Source organism: Pseudomonas fluorescens, assembly GCF_000730425.1.
Lineage (GTDB): Bacteria > Pseudomonadota > Gammaproteobacteria > Pseudomonadales > Pseudomonadaceae > Aquipseudomonas > Aquipseudomonas fluorescens_X.
Window position 1 is genome coordinate 4,050,272 of the sequence record NZ_CP008896.1, and the last position, 14,482, is coordinate 4,064,753.

The following is a 14,482-nucleotide window of genomic DNA, read 5'->3' on the forward strand; positions in this document are numbered from 1 at the left end:
TACCCTGGGTCAACGCCGTGTCTTGGCGTTTTTCGCGAGCAAGTTCGCTCCTACAGGGGGCTGCCGCCGCCTACCTGTGAAATTGTATCAAAACTTGACGAGACTCCATTCCTCCAGCATATTGATAGTTAGCAAACTAACTGTATGCGAATGATCCCGTGCCCCGAACCCTCGAAACCCTTCATATGAGCCTTAGCAGCAGCATGGTGGCGGGCGCCCGTAACTGGCGCAAAATCTGCCAGACCACCCTGGTGAGCTACGGTATTTCCGAAGCCTGTGCGGTGCCTTTATTGATGATCGGCCGTCTCGGCGACGGCGTGCACCAAGTCAAGGTCGCCCAGGCCTCGGGGATGGAAAGCCCGTCCCTGGTGCGCCTGCTGGACCAACTGTGCAGCGCAGGCTATGTGTGCCGCGCCGAAGACCGGCACGACCGCCGCGCCAAGGCCTTGAGCCTGACCGAACGTGGCCGGGAGTTGGTGCAGGCTGTCGAAGCGCAACTGGTGCGCCTGCGCCGTGAAGTGCTGGCGGACATGGCGCCTGCCGATCTGGAAGCGGCGCTGCGGGTGCTGCGCGCTTTTGAAGACGCCAGCCAGCCACCGTTGGTCGTGGCTCCTTGAACGGATTTTTTACCGGCATGCCGCCGGCCCGGGATTGGTTCTACGGCGTGCGTACATTCGCCGCCTCGATGATCGCCCTGTATATCGCCATGCTGATGCAAATGCCGCGTCCGTATTGGGCGATGGCCACGGTGTATATCGTTTCCAGCCCGTTTGTCGGGCCCACCAGTTCCAAGGCCTTGTACCGAGCCATCGGCACCTTTCTCGGGGCGATGGCGGCGGTGTTCTTCGTGCCGATGTTTGTGCAGACGCCTTTCCTGCTGGTGGTGGTGATTGCGCTGTGGACCGGCATTCTGCTGTTTCTGTCCCTGCATTTGCGTACCGCCAACAGCTACGCCTTGATGCTGGCGGGCTACACCTTGCCCCTGATCGCCTTGCCGGTGGTGGATAACCCCCTGGCGGTGTGGGATGTGGCCGAGGCGCGTACCGAAGAAATCTTCCTTGGCATCGCAGTGGCGGCGGTGGTCGGCGCCATGTTCTGGCCACGGCGCCTGGCGCCGGTGTTCGATGATTCGGTGCGCAAATGGTTTGCCGACGCGACGGTCTACAGCCAGCGCTTCCTCACACGCAACGTGCAGCCCGAAGAAGTCAGCAGCCTGCGCGGCGGCATGGTTGCGACCTTCAACACCCTGGAGTTGATGATCGGCCAACTGCCCCATGAAGGCGCGCGGCCGCAAACGGTGCGCAACACCAAGGAGCTGCGCGGGCGCATGATTCATCTGCTGCCGGTGGTGGATGCCCTGGACGACGCACTGTATGCCCTGGAGCGCCGTACCCCGGAGTTGGTCGGCCAGTTCGCGCCGCTGCTGGCGGCCACCACCGAGTGGCTGCAAAGCACCACCCACGAGGCGCCGGTGCAGCGCTGGCGGGCGCTGCGTGACCAGCTCGAGGCCCTGCAGCCCGACGCCGAGGCCCTGGACGACCGTCATCAACTGCTGTTTTCCAACGCGCTGTATCGCCTGGGCGAGTGGATCGACCTCTGGCAAGACTGCCGCAGCCTGCAAGCCGCCATCCACAGTGAAAGCCAGGCCCCATGGCGTGCGGTCTATCGTCATTGGCGCCTGGGCCGGCTGACGCCGTTCCTTGATCGTGGCCTGATGCTCTACTCGGCGTTTTCCACGGTCAGCGCCATCATTGTCGCCTCGGTATTGTGGATTCTGCTGGGCTGGACCGATGGCGGCAGCGCGGTGATCCTGGCTGCGGTGGCGTGCAGTTTCTTCGCGTCGATGGACGACCCCGCGCCGCAGATCTACCGGTTCTTTTTCTGGACCGCGATGTCGGTGCTCTTCGCCAGCCTCTATCTGTTCCTGATCCTGCCCAATCTGCATGATTTCCCGATGCTGGTACTGGCTTTCGCTGTGCCCTTTATCTGGGTTGGCACCCTGACGGTGCAACCGCGCTTTTACCTGGGCATGCTGCTGACGATCGTCAACACCTCGTCCTTTATCAGCATCCAGGGTGCCTACGACGCGGACTTCTTGAGCTTCGCCAATTCCAACCTCGCCGGCCCCGTGGGCTTGTTGTTCGCCTTTATCTGGACCCTGATCGCACGGCCCTTCGGCGCTGAATTGGCGGCCAAGCGCCTGACCCGTTTCAGCTGGCGCGATATCGTCGGCCTCACGCAGCCGGCCACTCTGGCCGAGCACCGGCGCCTGGGCGTGCAGATGCTCGACCGCCTGATGCAGCACCTGCCGCGCCTGGCCATGACCGGCCAGGACACCGGCGTCGCCCTGCGCGAACTGCGCGTGGCGCTGAACCTGCTCGACCTGCTGGCCTACGCGCCACGCGTGCTGGGGGTGCCACGGGTGTTGCTCGACCAGGTGGTGGCCGAGGTAGGCGAGTACTTCAAGGCATGCCTGAAGGCCGGTGAACGCTTGCCGGCCCCCAGCGGCCTGCTGATGACCCTGGACCGCACCCGCCGTGCCCTCAATGGCCAGGGCCTGCAAGGCGAGGGCGAAACCCGCCTGCACCTGCTGCACGCCCTCAGTGGTTTGCGCCTGGCGCTGTTGCCCGGTGTGGAGTTTGTCGGCACCGGCGAGCTGGATGCGCCGTTACCCGATGGAGCGCCTCTATGATCGGTGACCTGGATATCAGCGGGGTATTCCTGCCTACGTTGCTGGTGCTGATGGGCATTACGTATGGCCTTTACCTGGTGGTGCACGGGCTGTTGACCCGCGTCCACTTCTATCGCCTGGTCTGGCACCGGGCATTATTCAATGTGGCTCTCTACGCGCTGTTGCTTGGCGCTGTGGACTCACTCAGTCGATACCTGATGACATGAAAAAACCTTTTTTGACGATTGGCCGCGTGGTCCTGACGTTACTGGTAGTGACCTTCGCCTGCGTCGTGGTCTGGCGCATGGTGATGTACTACATGTTTGCTCCCTGGACCCGCGATGGGCATATCCGCGCGGACATCGTGCAGATCGCCCCGGACGTGTCCGGGCTGATCCAGCAAGTGGACGTGCGCGACAACCAGTTGGTGACCCGTGGCCAGGTGCTGTTTTCGGTGGACCAGGACCGCTTCAAGCTCGCCCTGCGCCAGGCTCAGGCCGCCGTCGCCGACCGCCAGGAAACCCTGGCCCAGGCCCAGCGTGAAGCCAGGCGCAACCGCGGCCTGGGCAACCTGGTGGCCAGCGAGCAACTGGAAGAAAGCCAGTCCCGCGTGGCCCGCGCCCAGTCGGCCCTGGCCCAAGCCCAGGTGACCGTGGACAGCGCCCAGCTCAACCTTGACCGCTCGGTGGTGCGCAGCCCGGTGGACGGCTACGTCAACGACCGTGCGCCCCGCACCCAGGAGTTCGTGACCGCCGGGCGCCCGGTGCTGTCGGTGGTGGACAGCAATTCCTTCCATATCGACGGTTATTTTGAAGAGACCAAGCTGGACGGCATTCATGTCGGCCAAAGCGTCGATATCCGTGTGATTGGCGATAACGCGCGCTTGCGCGGGCATGTACAGAGCATCGTCGCCGGGATCGAAGACCGCGACCGCACCAGCGGCTCCAACCTGCTGCCCAACGTCAACCCGGCGTTCAGCTGGGTGCGCCTGGCCCAGCGGATTCCGGTGCGCATTGCGTTTGACGATGTGCCGGCGGATTTCCGCATGATTGCCGGGCGCACGGCCACCGTGTCGATCATCGATGACCAGCCAACAGCCGGAGGCCAGCCATGAGGCAACTGCTGGCGACTGCCGGGCTTGGGCTGCTGTTGTCGGCCTGTCAGGTGGTGGGCCCGGATTACCAGTTGCCCGACGCAGCGGCGGTCAACCGTGGCGACCTGCAAGGCCGGCTGGCCGGGCAGGGCAATAATGTGGTCTCGGCCCCGGTACCCGCCGACTGGTGGAAGCTGTACCAGGACCCACGCCTGGATGAACTGGTGCGCCAGGCCATGGCCTCCAACACCGATTTGCGCGTGGCGGCGGCCAACCTGCAGCGGGCGCGCTTCCAGGTGCAGGAAGCGCAATCGGCGGGCGGTTGGAGCGGCGGGGTCAAGCTCGGCGCCCAGCGTTTGCAGGAGTCCGGCGAGGCCTTCCTGCTGGCGGATAAGGTGCCAGTGGCCAATGTCGCGGATATCGGCATCACCACCTCCTATCAGTTCGACCTGTTCGGCACCTTGCAGCGCGGTATCGAAGGTGCCCAGGCCAATGCCGACGCGACCCAGGCTGCCGTCGATACCGCCCGCATCACCCTGGTGGCGGATGTGGTGCGCTCCTATACCCAGGTCTGTGCGGCCAACGAAGAACTGCACATCGCCCGCCAGTCCCTCGACCTGCAAGCCCAGAGCACCCGCCTGACCCAACGCCTGCGCGATGCCGGGCGCGGTGATGAAACCCAGGTCACCCGTTCGCAAACCCAGTTCAAGTCCCTGCGCGCCGAACTGCCGCGTTTTGAGGCGGCGCGCCAGGCCGGCTTGTTCCGTCTGTCGATGCTGCTGGCCAAGCCCCTGGAGCAATTGCCGGCCGGCACTCGCGAGTGCGCCGAGTTGCCGCATATCGCCCAGTTGCTGCCGGTGGGTGACGGCGCAACCCTGCTCAAGCGCCGCCCGGATGTGCGCCAGGCCGAACGCCGGCTGGCGGCGGCGACCGCAGGCATTGGCGTGGCCACGGGCGAGCTGTACCCCGATATCAGCATCGGCGCCTCCATCGGCACCGTGGGCATTATCGACAACCTGGGCAAACCGGCCACCAACCGCTGGGGTTTTGGCCCGTTGCTGAGCTGGACGGTGCCGTCCAACGGCTCGCGCGCACGCATTCACGAAGCCGAGGCCGCGACCCAGGGCGCCTTGGCGCACTTTGACGGAGTGGTGCTCAACGCCATCCGTGAGACCCAGACCGGGCTGGCGCAATACACCGCGCAACTGCAGCGCCGCGATGCCCTGGCCGAGGCCGAGCAGTCGGCGCAACAGGCCGCTGACCAGACGCACCGCTTCTTCCAGGCCGGCCGCGAGTCGTTCCTCGCCGACCTGCAAGCCTCCCGCACCTACACCGATATGCGTGGGCAACTGGCCCAGGCCAACACCCAGGTGGCCATGAGCCAGATCGACCTGTTCCTGGCCCTGGGTGGCGGCTGGGAAAGCGGACGAACGCACGGTGCAGAACCCGGCAAACCCTGAGGCGATTGCTATGCTTTGATCAGACGGGCCCGCGTGATGGCCCGCTGATCACTGCCTGCGTTGCTCATGGGGATTCCAATAATGAAAAACCCTTATGCTCCCGCTTTCTGGTGCGTGCTCTTCGCACTGGTGTTGTTATCGGCGACTTACTTCTATGGCGTCATGCTGGCCCATCAACTCGATAAGGCCATGGTGTTCCTCGACAGCGCGTGCGCGCTGATCGCTGCGTTATCCGTGGGTATGGTCGCCTGGGCGTCTTACCAGGGCCAGCGCACCCAGAAAAAAATCCTCGAACAAGGCAAGACGCGGGTAGCGATCTGGGACACCAAGGTTGCCCTGCGCCGGGTCGAAACCGTGTTCGACCGCTATTTCTGGGGCAGCTACTGGCAACCCGGGCGTACGTTCCAGGAAGTCATGGGCGAACTGACCGGCACCCCGCTCGAAAAAAGCCTCGAAGCCTTGAAGCAGCAATGCGTGGTACTCGACCGACAAGTGGCCGAAGGGCGGCACTGGCTGAACAATGCCCGGGAGCTGTCCGACGTCGCCACCGCCATGGCCCGTGAGCGCTACCAACTGGACTTCTACGATCCCAAGGCCGACACGCCCGGCAATGCGGTGATCCATCGCGAGTTTGAAGTGTTGGTATACACCTGGACCGCGCGGTTGAAGAGCTTCGACCATCAACTCGACGAGATCGAGACCGAGTATTCCTGACCCCACCGTGGGGCTTCATCACCGGCAAGCCGGCGATAGCCGTCAACGATAACGCGGCTTGCCTGAATGACCACGGCGCCCTGGTGTTTTTCGCCGGCAGGGGGCGTGTTATTACCGGGCATTGCGTCCTGCCCCCCCGCCAGTGCTAACCTTGCCCGGTTTTCGGCGGGCTTGAGCCGGCGCCCCACTTCGGGGGTCAGGGAAGACAGCCCACTTCGCACAGGATTGGATCAGGACACTTCATGAATAAATCAGCCGTTGTACTCTTGGGTTTTGTTGCCGCCGTCGGCGTGGTCAGTGCCGGCGGTGCCTGGTACACCGGCAGCCAGTTGGAAGGGGTGCTGAAAACCACGATCGAAGACGCCAACAAGGAGATGGAGCGCTCCCTGGCCGGCGTTGATGGCCGTATGACCCTGGAGATGGTCTCCCTGGATCGCGGCTGGTTCAGCAGCGTCGGCCACTTCCGCCTCAAGGCCGAAGGTGCGGCGTTCGGTGAGCAGTTCAAAGACAGCGAGCTGCTGTTTGTCGACCGTATCGAACACGGCCCGCTGCCCGTCTCGCGCCTGGTCACCCTGAAGTGGTGGCCGGTGCTGGCTACCAGCCATCTGGCACTTGAGAAAAACCCGACCACCGAAAAATGGTTCGCCGCCACAAAGGATGTTTCTCCGGTCAAGGGCGTGGCCAATATCGGCTTCAACCGCTCGGTCAACGGCAACCTGGAGTTGCTGCCCCTGGAGTACAAGGACGCCACCACCAGCGTCAACTTCTCTGGCCTGAAACTGGACTACTTCAATACCGCCAAGGGTGAAGAAATCAAGGTCAATGGCTACATGGACGCCCTCAAGCTGGACCTCGCCGGCCCGGATGGCGCACCGTTCCAGGCGCAACTCAATGGCCTGACCGTAGCCAGCAACCTGTCCAAGAGCAGTTTCGGCTTCTATGTCGGCCAGAACACCATTGAACTGAGCAGCACCCAGTTCACCTTCGGCCCGCAGCAAGCGGTGCTGACGGTCAAAGGCTTCGAGCAGAAAGACAGCAGCCAGACCAAGGACAACAACCTCGGCGGCCGCGTCGATTACACAATCGCCGAGATCGGTTACCAGGGTAAACCTGTAGGTTCGGCGGCCATGGCCGTGAGCATGAAGAACATCGACGTACCGGCGGCGATGGTGCTGACCAAGCTGTATCAGGACAAGATGCAACCGGTGCAGGCCGCCCAGGCTGCCGGCCAACCGATTCCGGAACTGCAACTGAGCGAAGCCGAGCAAGCGCTGGCCCAGGCCAATGTCGACCTGCTGCTGGCCGCCAAGCCGCAAGTGGCCCTGGAAAACCTGTCCCTCAAGACCGCCAATGGCGAAAGCCGCTTCAACCTGGTGGTGGACCTGACCAAGCCGTCCACCATGGAGCTGCCACCGGTTGAACTGGCCAAGCAGATGATCACGCTGCTGGATGCCAACCTGACCCTGTCCAAGCCGATGATCTCTGACGTTGCGGCCTTGCAGGCGCAGATCGATGGCGTGACCGACCCGAAAGCCATCGAGCAGCAATCCCAGATGGCCAGCGAGATGATCAGCGGCATGGCGGTTGGTACGCAACTGGCGACCCTGGAAGGCAACGACATCCTGGCCAAGCTGCACTACGCCAACAATGAAGTGACCTTCAATGGCCAGAAAATGACCGTCGAGCAGTTTATCGGTGGCGTACTGGGCAAACTGGGTGCGGTCAGCGGCGCGCAGTAAGCCCTTGTAGGCCAACACCGAAGCAAAAATGTGGGAGCGGGCTTGCTCGCGAATGCGGTGTATCAGTCAACATAGCCATGACTGACCCACCGCATTCGCGAGCAAGCCCGCTCCTACATCTGATCGCCATTGGTTTGTAGGACGATTCTGAACAATTGTCCTGATTTACCCTATTCCCTAACCCTCTCAGGGATATTGCGCCCCAGGAAAGCTAGTCCGGGTCATCAGACACCGGCGGCCTGATGCGCGTTGTACAGGCGATATCGCTACAGCTTTCCGTGTAAGGAAGCTGACGACATGCTGCACAACCTCTCTCCCACTGGCCCTGGCCGATTGCGTCTACTGATCGGCGCCGCGCTGTTACTGCCGACCCTGGCCGTGGCCGATGCTGCCTATGACTCCCTGATTCGCCAGGCCCGCACCGGCAATTACACCCCGGCGCTGAACCTGCTGCGCCAATTGCCTGCCGAACGCCAGACTTCTGGCCAGGTCAGCGACCACCTGCTGATTGCCAGTTGGGCGCGCCAGGATGAAGAAGTACTCAAGGTCTATGAAACCCAGGGGCGCCAGCGCCAACTGACGACGCAAGCGTTGGCCACCGTGGCCCGCACTTATCGCGATCAACAGCGCTGGGCGAGCGCCGAGGCGGTGTATCGCCAGGCGTTGCAGCGTGAGCCGAACAACCCGGATCTGCAACTGGGCCTGGCCCTGACCCTGGCCGATGGCGGCAAAACCGCCGAAGCCGTACAGCGTGCCCGATCCCTGGTGGCGGCCAAGCCTGAGGATGTCCAGCGCCGCATGGCCCTGGGCTACGCGTTGTCCCGGGCCGGGCAGCCGTTTGATTCGCTGTTCGAGTTCGACCAGGCGTTTATCCGCGCCGGCAACCAGCCCGATGTCGTGCGCGAATACCTGATCGCCCTGCAACGAGCCCGTATGCCGGAACCGGCCCTGCGCCTGAGCGCACGCCACCCTGGCCTGCTGGACCCGGTGACCCAGCGCCACCTGGAAGGCGACCTGGCCGCCGAACGTGTGCGCATGGCCGAACTCGCCACCCGTAGCGAGCGCGAACGCTTTGTGATCGCCGATCGCGCCCTCGACAATTACGACCAACTGCTCGCTACCTGGACCCCGGACGCCAGCGCCCATGACGATGTGGTGCGCTGGCGCATCGACCGCCTGGGCGCGCTCAAGGCCCGGGCGCGCACCGCCGAGGTGGTGCACGACTACGAAGCCCTGCACGCCGAGGGCGTACAGTTCCCCACCTACGCCCTGCGCTGGGTGGCCGCCGCCTACCTCGACCAGCGCCAGCCCGAGAAGGCTGCGCCGCTGTATCGTCAGGCCTTGACGGCAGCAGATGCCGACCCCGACATGCACGTTGAAGACAGCACCGCACTGTTCTACGCGCTGCTGGAAAACGACCAGGCCAACGAGGCCCGTGCCGTTGCCGAGCAACTGGCAAGCACGCAAAAACCACGGGTTGAACTCAAGGGCCTGGCGGTCGGCAACCCCAACGACGCCTGGATGGACGCGCAACAACTGGCGGCCCAGGCTGCCACTTATGGCGCCGACCTGCCGGCCAGCGAAAAGGGCCTGGATACCCTGGTGCGCCAGGCCCCGGGCAACATTAGCCTGCGCGTGGCCCAGGCCGATATGTTCCGCGCCCGCGACTGGCCGCGCCGGGCCGAATATGCCCTCAAGGACACCGAAGTCCAGGCCCCACGGGACATCAGCCTGGAAGTCTCCCAAGGCTACACCGCCCTGGATCTGCAGGAGTGGCGCCAGCTGGACGCCCTCACCGACGACGTAGTCGCCCGCGCCCCGGAAAATCGCCAGGTAGAGCGCCTCAAGCGCCTGCGTGAGGTCCACGACATGGCCGAACTGCGGGTCGAAGCCTACACCGGCAAAAGCTACGGTGGCGGCGGTGCGGTGTCCGGCAGCAAGGACTGGGGCATTGAAACCTTGCTCTACAGCCCGCCCATCGATGAAGACTGGCGGGTGTTTGGTGGTATCGGCTACGCCACCGCCGACTTTGAAGAAGGGACCGGTCAGCACCGCTGGCAGCGCCTGGGCGTGGAGCGGCGTACCCGCGACATGACCCTGGAGGCCGAAGTCTCCAATCATTCCTACGGTTCGGGCACCAAACAAGGCGCGCGCCTGGCGATTGCCCGGGATATCAACGACCACTGGCAATACGGCGGCAGTCTTGATTACCTCGCGGCCAGCACACCACTGCGCGCCCTCAACGCCGACATCACCGCCAATGGCGGCAGCGGCTTTATCCGCTGGCGCGCCAACGAAAGCCGTGAATGGAGGCTGGCCCTCAGCCCGTCCCATTTCAGCGACGGCAACAACCGCGTCGAAGCGCTGCTCACGGGGCGTGAAGGCGTTTACAGCACGCCTGGGGTGCAAGTGGACCTGGGCCTGGAAGTCGGTGCCAGCCGCAACAGCAAGGAAAACACGCCGTACTTCAACCCCCGCTCGGACTTCAGCGTGCTGCCCACGGTGAACGTCAACCATGTGCTCTATCACCGCTACGAGACCCAGTGGAGTCAGCAGTTCCAGGCCGGTGCGGGCACTTACAGCCAGCGCGATTATTCCACCGGTGCCGTCGGTTTGCTCAGCTACGGCCAGCGCTATCGCTGGAACGATGTGCTGGAAACCGGCGCCAACCTGAGCTGGATCAACCGACCTTATGACGGTGAGCGCGAAAGCGATGTGCGCCTGATCGTCGACCTCACCTACCGCTTCTAGAAGAGTCCGATCATGACCATTGTTTCCCGTTGCCTATTGGCCCTGGGCTTTTTGCTGAGCAGCGCCTGCGCCCAGCAAGCCGCGCCTTACACGCCCCCGGCCGAGCGGCTCAAGGCTGCCAGTGAGGCGCCCTGGCCGAAAAACCACTTCCTGGGGATTGCCTATCACGACGTCGAGGATCGCGACCCCGACCAGGCGGTGGTGGCGGTGCGTACTGAACGTTTGATCGAGCAACTGGCGTGGCTGCGGGAAAACGGCTACCAGCCGGTGTCGGTCGATCAGATCCTTGCCGCCCGTGCAGGCGGCCCAGCGTTGCCCCCCAAGGCAATCATGCTGAGCTTCGATGATGGCTATTCAAGCTTCTACACCCGCGTCATGCCGATCCTGCGGGCTTACCGCTGGCCGGCGCTGCTGGCGCCGGTGGGCACTTGGGTCGATACACCGCTCAACCAACCGGTGGACTTTGCCGGCACGCCGCGTGCCCGTGGCGATTTCCTGACCTGGCAACAAGTGCGCGAGGTGGCGCAGTCGGGCCTGGTGGAAATCGCCGCCCACACCGATGCCAATCACAAGGGCGTGCTGGCCAATCCCCAGGGCAACCTGCAACCGGCAGCCACCACCCGTCGCTACGACCCGGCCACCGGGCGCTATGAAACCGAAGCGCAGTTCCAGGCGCGCATGCGTGCTGACGTCACGGCCATCTCCAACAAGATCCGTGCCGTGACCGGCAAGGCTCCGCGTGTGTGGGTATGGCCTTACGGTGCCGCGGATGGCACCTCGTTGGCCGTGGTCGGCGAACAGGGCTACCAGATGGCCCTGACCCTGGAAGACGGCCTCGACAGCCTCGGCAACCTGATGAGCAGCCCACGTTTTCTGGTGGCCTCCGACCCGGATGGCGAGCACTTTGCCAACAGCCTGGTCGCGGTGCAGGAGCAACCGCCGATGCGCGTGCTGCATGTGGACCTGGATTATGTCTACGACGAGGACAAGGCCCAGGAGGCGCGCAACCTCGACAAGCTGGTGCAGCGCGTGGTGGACATGGGCGCCAACACCGTATTCCTGCAAGCCTTCGCCGACCCCAAGGGCGACGGCCTGGTGCATTCGCTGTACTTTCCCAATCGCCACCTGCCCATGCGCGCCGACCTGTTCAACCGTGTCAGTTGGCAGTTGAAAACCCGTGGTCACGCCAAGGTCTTCGCCTGGATGCCGGTGCTCAGTTTCGCCCTGGATCCCAAGCTGGCGCGGGTTACCCGTTGGGACCCTGAAACCGGCAAGGCGGCGATTGATCCGGACCAATACCAGCGCCTGTCACCGTTCGATCCCCAGGTGCGCACGATCATCGGTGAGATCTACCAGGACCTGGCCCGCACCAGCGCCATCGACGGTGTGCTGTTCCACGACGATGCGGTGCTGTCGGACTTTGAAGACGCCAGCCCCCAAGCCCTGAAAACCTACGCCGCCCACGGTTTGCCGGGCAGCCTCCAGGCCCTGCGTGCCGACCCTGAAGTGATGCAGCGCTGGACCCGCTTCAAGAGCCGCTACCTGATCGACTTCACCGATGAGTTGACCGCCAAGGTCCGCGTCCTGCGTGGGCCAGAGGTGCAGACCGCACGCAATATCTTCGCCGAGCCGATGCTCAACCCGGCCAGCGAAGCCTGGTTCGCGCAGAACCTCGACGACTTCCTGCAACGCTACGACTGGACCGCCCCCATGGCCATGCCGCTGATGGAAGGGCAGGCCCCGCAGAACGCCAATGCCTGGCTGGAAAAGCTGGTGGCCACGGTCAAGGCGCGGCCCGGCGCGATGCAGCGCACGGTCTTTGAGCTGCAGGCCAAGGACTGGCGCACCGCTGCCGCGCCGGACCTTTCCGGCGCGCAAATGGCCGAGTGGATGGGCGTGCTCAAGCGCCAGGGCGCCAACAGTTTTGGCTACTACCCCGACAACTTCCTGGAGAATTCGCCGGATCTGAACACCGTGCGTCCGGCCCTTTCCAACCAGTGGAACCCTTGACTCATGTTCGACAGAATCCTTGCTCTTCTCGTATTGGCACTGGTGTTGGGTGTGCCCCTGGGCCTGATCTTCCTGGTCACCGGGCAGTTCCTGATGGACTTTGTGTTTTTCTATCCGCTGTTCATGTCCGGGCTGTGGATCGCCGGTGGCGTGTACTTCTGGCTGCACTGGGAACGGCACTGGCCGTGGGCCGATGACACCCCGGCACCGGTGCTCAAGGGCGAGCCGCTGATCTCGATCCTGATCCCCTGCTACAACGAAGGCGACAACGCCGCCGAGACCATCGGTGCGGCGCTGGCCCAGCGTTATCGCAACCTGGAAGTGATCGCGATCAACGACGGCTCCAGCGACAACACTGCCGAGGTGCTCGATGCCCTGGCGCTACGCGAGCCGCGCCTGCGGGTGCTGCACCTGGCGCAAAACCAGGGCAAGGCCGTGGCCTTGCGCATGGGCGCTGTGGCGGCGCATAGCGAATACCTGGTGTGCATCGACGGCGACGCCTTGCTCGACCGCAATGCGGCGGCCTATCTGGTGGCGCCGATGCTCGACAACCCACGGCTGGGGGCGGTCACCGGCAACCCACGGATCCGCACGCGCTCGACGTTGATCGGCCGGGTGCAGGTGGGTGAGTTCTCTTCGATCATCGGTTTGATCAAGCGTACCCAGCGGGTCTTCGGGCGGATCTTCACCGTGTCCGGCGTGGTCGTTGCGTTTCGGCGGGCGGCCCTGGACCGGGTCGATTACTGGAGCACCGACATGATCACCGAAGACATCGACGTCAGCTGGAAGCTGCAGCTGGACCACTGGAGCATCTTCTACGAGCCCCGCGCACTGTGCTGGATCCTCATGCCGGAAACCCTCGGCGGCCTGTGGAAGCAGCGCCTGCGCTGGGCCCAGGGCGGCGCCGAAGTGTTGTTCAAGAACATCCGCGGGATCTGGCAATGGCGCCACCGTTACCTGTGGCCGCTGCTGTTCGAGTACTGCCTGTCCACCGGCTGGGCCTTCACCTTCCTGCTGTCGGTGATTTTCTGGGGCGTGGGCAAGGTTGTGCCGTTGCCCGAGGCGATTGCCGTCGACTCGCTGATGCCGCCGGCCTTCACCGGCTTGCTGTTGGCGGTGGTGTGCCTGGTGCAGTTCGCCGTCAGCATCATGATTGACCGGCGCTACGAGCGCGGCCTGTGGAAGACCCTGTTCTGGACTGTCTGGTACCCGCTGGTGTTCTGGCTGGTGAGCCTGTTCACCACCCTGGTCAGCTTTCCCAAAGTCCTGTTCCGCCAACATCAGAAACGCGCGCGCTGGGTCAGCCCGGATCGCGGCATCAAGGCACCTGCCAAGGAAGTGAACCCATGAACCTGATCCGCACCCCCCAGCGACCTGTGATGCAGGCCATCGATATCTTCCTGACCCTGCTGGCCTGGGCCGGGCTGGTGATCCTGCTGGTGCGCGGCCTGGTGCCGATGCTCGACAGCAATGGCGGCCCACGTATCGAAGCGCCGATCTTTGCGGCGCTGAACACCTTGCAGATCTACCTGTGGATCGCCTTGTTCAACGCGCTGCTGCTGATCGGCTGGGCGCGTTATCAACAGCGGCGCGGCAAGCAGTTTGCCCAGCGGCGTGCAGCGACCAAGGCGTTGAGTGACCACGGTCTAAGCGAGAGTTTCCGGCTGGCGGCGGGGGAGCTTGAGAAACTGCGCCGGCCAGGGGTGTTGGTGATTCATAACGATCATGAGGGCGGAGTGCAGGCGGTGACGGCGCCTCATGCCCGCGAGGTGCGGCGGCCAGGGTTGAAGCTGGTGGCAGGGCAGGAAAGGTAGGGGAGTAGGAAAGGCTGACACTATTTGAAGGAAATTTCTTAAAACTTTTAAGAAATTTCCCATTCATATCATTCAGCCATCCCATGACAATCACCACGTTTTCTTGCCGTTACAGCTGTCCTGAGATGACGATTAATAAGTAACTTCTTACTAATCAATAAGTTAGTTGAGGTTTTGCCTCAAGGTTTTGCGCTCAAGCAATCTTCTTGGGTTGTCACAGGTTCCGTGCT

11 protein-coding genes are annotated in these 14,482 nt (G+C 63.5%); all 11 read left to right on the forward strand.

Annotated elements, in window-relative coordinates; all coding sequences use genetic code 11:
• The first annotated feature begins 185 nt into the window (after positions 1-185).
• Positions 186-617, forward strand: a complete 432-nt coding sequence (locus tag HZ99_RS18160; RefSeq protein WP_038444955.1) for a MarR family winged helix-turn-helix transcriptional regulator — start codon at positions 186-188, stop codon at positions 615-617.
• Complete coding sequence (locus HZ99_RS18165; RefSeq protein ID WP_038444957.1) at positions 614-2,692, forward strand: FUSC family protein; 2,079 nt, start codon at positions 614-616, stop codon at positions 2,690-2,692. Before HZ99_RS18160 ends, HZ99_RS18165 begins: the two co-directional genes overlap by 4 nt.
• Positions 2,689-2,898, forward strand: coding sequence for a DUF1656 domain-containing protein (locus tag HZ99_RS18170; RefSeq protein ID WP_038444960.1), 210 nt, complete (start codon positions 2,689-2,691; stop codon positions 2,896-2,898). Before HZ99_RS18165 ends, HZ99_RS18170 begins: the two co-directional genes overlap by 4 nt.
• On the forward strand, positions 2,895-3,785 hold the full coding sequence (locus HZ99_RS18175; protein WP_038444962.1) for an efflux RND transporter periplasmic adaptor subunit: 891 nt from the start codon (positions 2,895-2,897) through the stop codon (positions 3,783-3,785). Before HZ99_RS18170 ends, HZ99_RS18175 begins: the two co-directional genes overlap by 4 nt.
• A complete protein-coding gene (locus HZ99_RS18180; protein ID WP_038444965.1) occupies positions 3,782-5,224 on the forward strand; it encodes an efflux transporter outer membrane subunit in 1,443 nt (480 codons plus the stop codon). The genes HZ99_RS18175 and HZ99_RS18180 overlap by 4 nt, the downstream gene beginning before the upstream one ends.
• A gap of 81 nt (positions 5,225-5,305) precedes the next feature.
• Positions 5,306-5,938 (forward strand): hypothetical protein, encoded by a 633-nt coding sequence (locus HZ99_RS18185; protein WP_038444966.1) that lies wholly within the window; start codon positions 5,306-5,308, stop codon positions 5,936-5,938.
• 242 nt (positions 5,939-6,180) lie between these two features.
• The gene (locus tag HZ99_RS18190; protein ID WP_038444969.1) at positions 6,181-7,677 is read left to right on the forward strand and encodes a YdgA family protein; all 1,497 of its coding nucleotides are present in this window, start codon (positions 6,181-6,183) and stop codon (positions 7,675-7,677) included.
• 297 nt (positions 7,678-7,974) lie between these two features.
• On the forward strand, positions 7,975-10,428 hold the full coding sequence (pgaA, locus tag HZ99_RS18195) for a poly-beta-1,6 N-acetyl-D-glucosamine export porin PgaA (RefSeq protein ID WP_038444971.1): 2,454 nt from the start codon (positions 7,975-7,977) through the stop codon (positions 10,426-10,428).
• A gap of 12 nt (positions 10,429-10,440) precedes the next feature.
• Entirely contained in the window at positions 10,441-12,438 is a 1,998-nt protein-coding gene (pgaB, locus tag HZ99_RS18200) for a poly-beta-1,6-N-acetyl-D-glucosamine N-deacetylase PgaB (protein WP_038444972.1), read from the forward strand.
• Between the two features lie 3 nt (positions 12,439-12,441).
• Complete coding sequence (pgaC, locus tag HZ99_RS18205) at positions 12,442-13,788, forward strand: poly-beta-1,6-N-acetyl-D-glucosamine synthase (RefSeq protein ID WP_038444974.1); 1,347 nt, start codon at positions 12,442-12,444, stop codon at positions 13,786-13,788.
• Complete coding sequence (gene pgaD, locus HZ99_RS18210; protein ID WP_038444975.1) at positions 13,785-14,252, forward strand: poly-beta-1,6-N-acetyl-D-glucosamine biosynthesis protein PgaD; 468 nt, start codon at positions 13,785-13,787, stop codon at positions 14,250-14,252. Before pgaC ends, pgaD begins: the two co-directional genes overlap by 4 nt.
• Positions 14,253-14,482 lie beyond the last annotated feature (230 nt).

Coding starts and splice junctions, on each gene's coding strand:
- HZ99_RS18160 (WP_038444955.1), top strand. CDS start 186: ATGAGCCTTAGCAGCAGCATGGTGGCGGGCGCCCGTAACTGGCGCAAA.
- HZ99_RS18170 (WP_038444960.1), top strand. CDS start 2,689: ATGATCGGTGACCTGGATATCAGCGGGGTATTCCTGCCTACGTTGCTG.
- HZ99_RS18175 (WP_038444962.1), top strand. CDS start 2,895: ATGAAAAAACCTTTTTTGACGATTGGCCGCGTGGTCCTGACGTTACTG.
- HZ99_RS18180 (WP_038444965.1), top strand. CDS start 3,782: ATGAGGCAACTGCTGGCGACTGCCGGGCTTGGGCTGCTGTTGTCGGCC.
- HZ99_RS18185 (WP_038444966.1), top strand. CDS start 5,306: ATGAAAAACCCTTATGCTCCCGCTTTCTGGTGCGTGCTCTTCGCACTG.
- HZ99_RS18190 (WP_038444969.1), top strand. CDS start 6,181: ATGAATAAATCAGCCGTTGTACTCTTGGGTTTTGTTGCCGCCGTCGGC.
- pgaA (WP_038444971.1), top strand. CDS start 7,975: ATGCTGCACAACCTCTCTCCCACTGGCCCTGGCCGATTGCGTCTACTG.
- pgaB (WP_038444972.1), top strand. CDS start 10,441: ATGACCATTGTTTCCCGTTGCCTATTGGCCCTGGGCTTTTTGCTGAGC.
- pgaC (WP_038444974.1), top strand. CDS start 12,442: ATGTTCGACAGAATCCTTGCTCTTCTCGTATTGGCACTGGTGTTGGGT.
- pgaD (WP_038444975.1), top strand. CDS start 13,785: ATGAACCTGATCCGCACCCCCCAGCGACCTGTGATGCAGGCCATCGAT.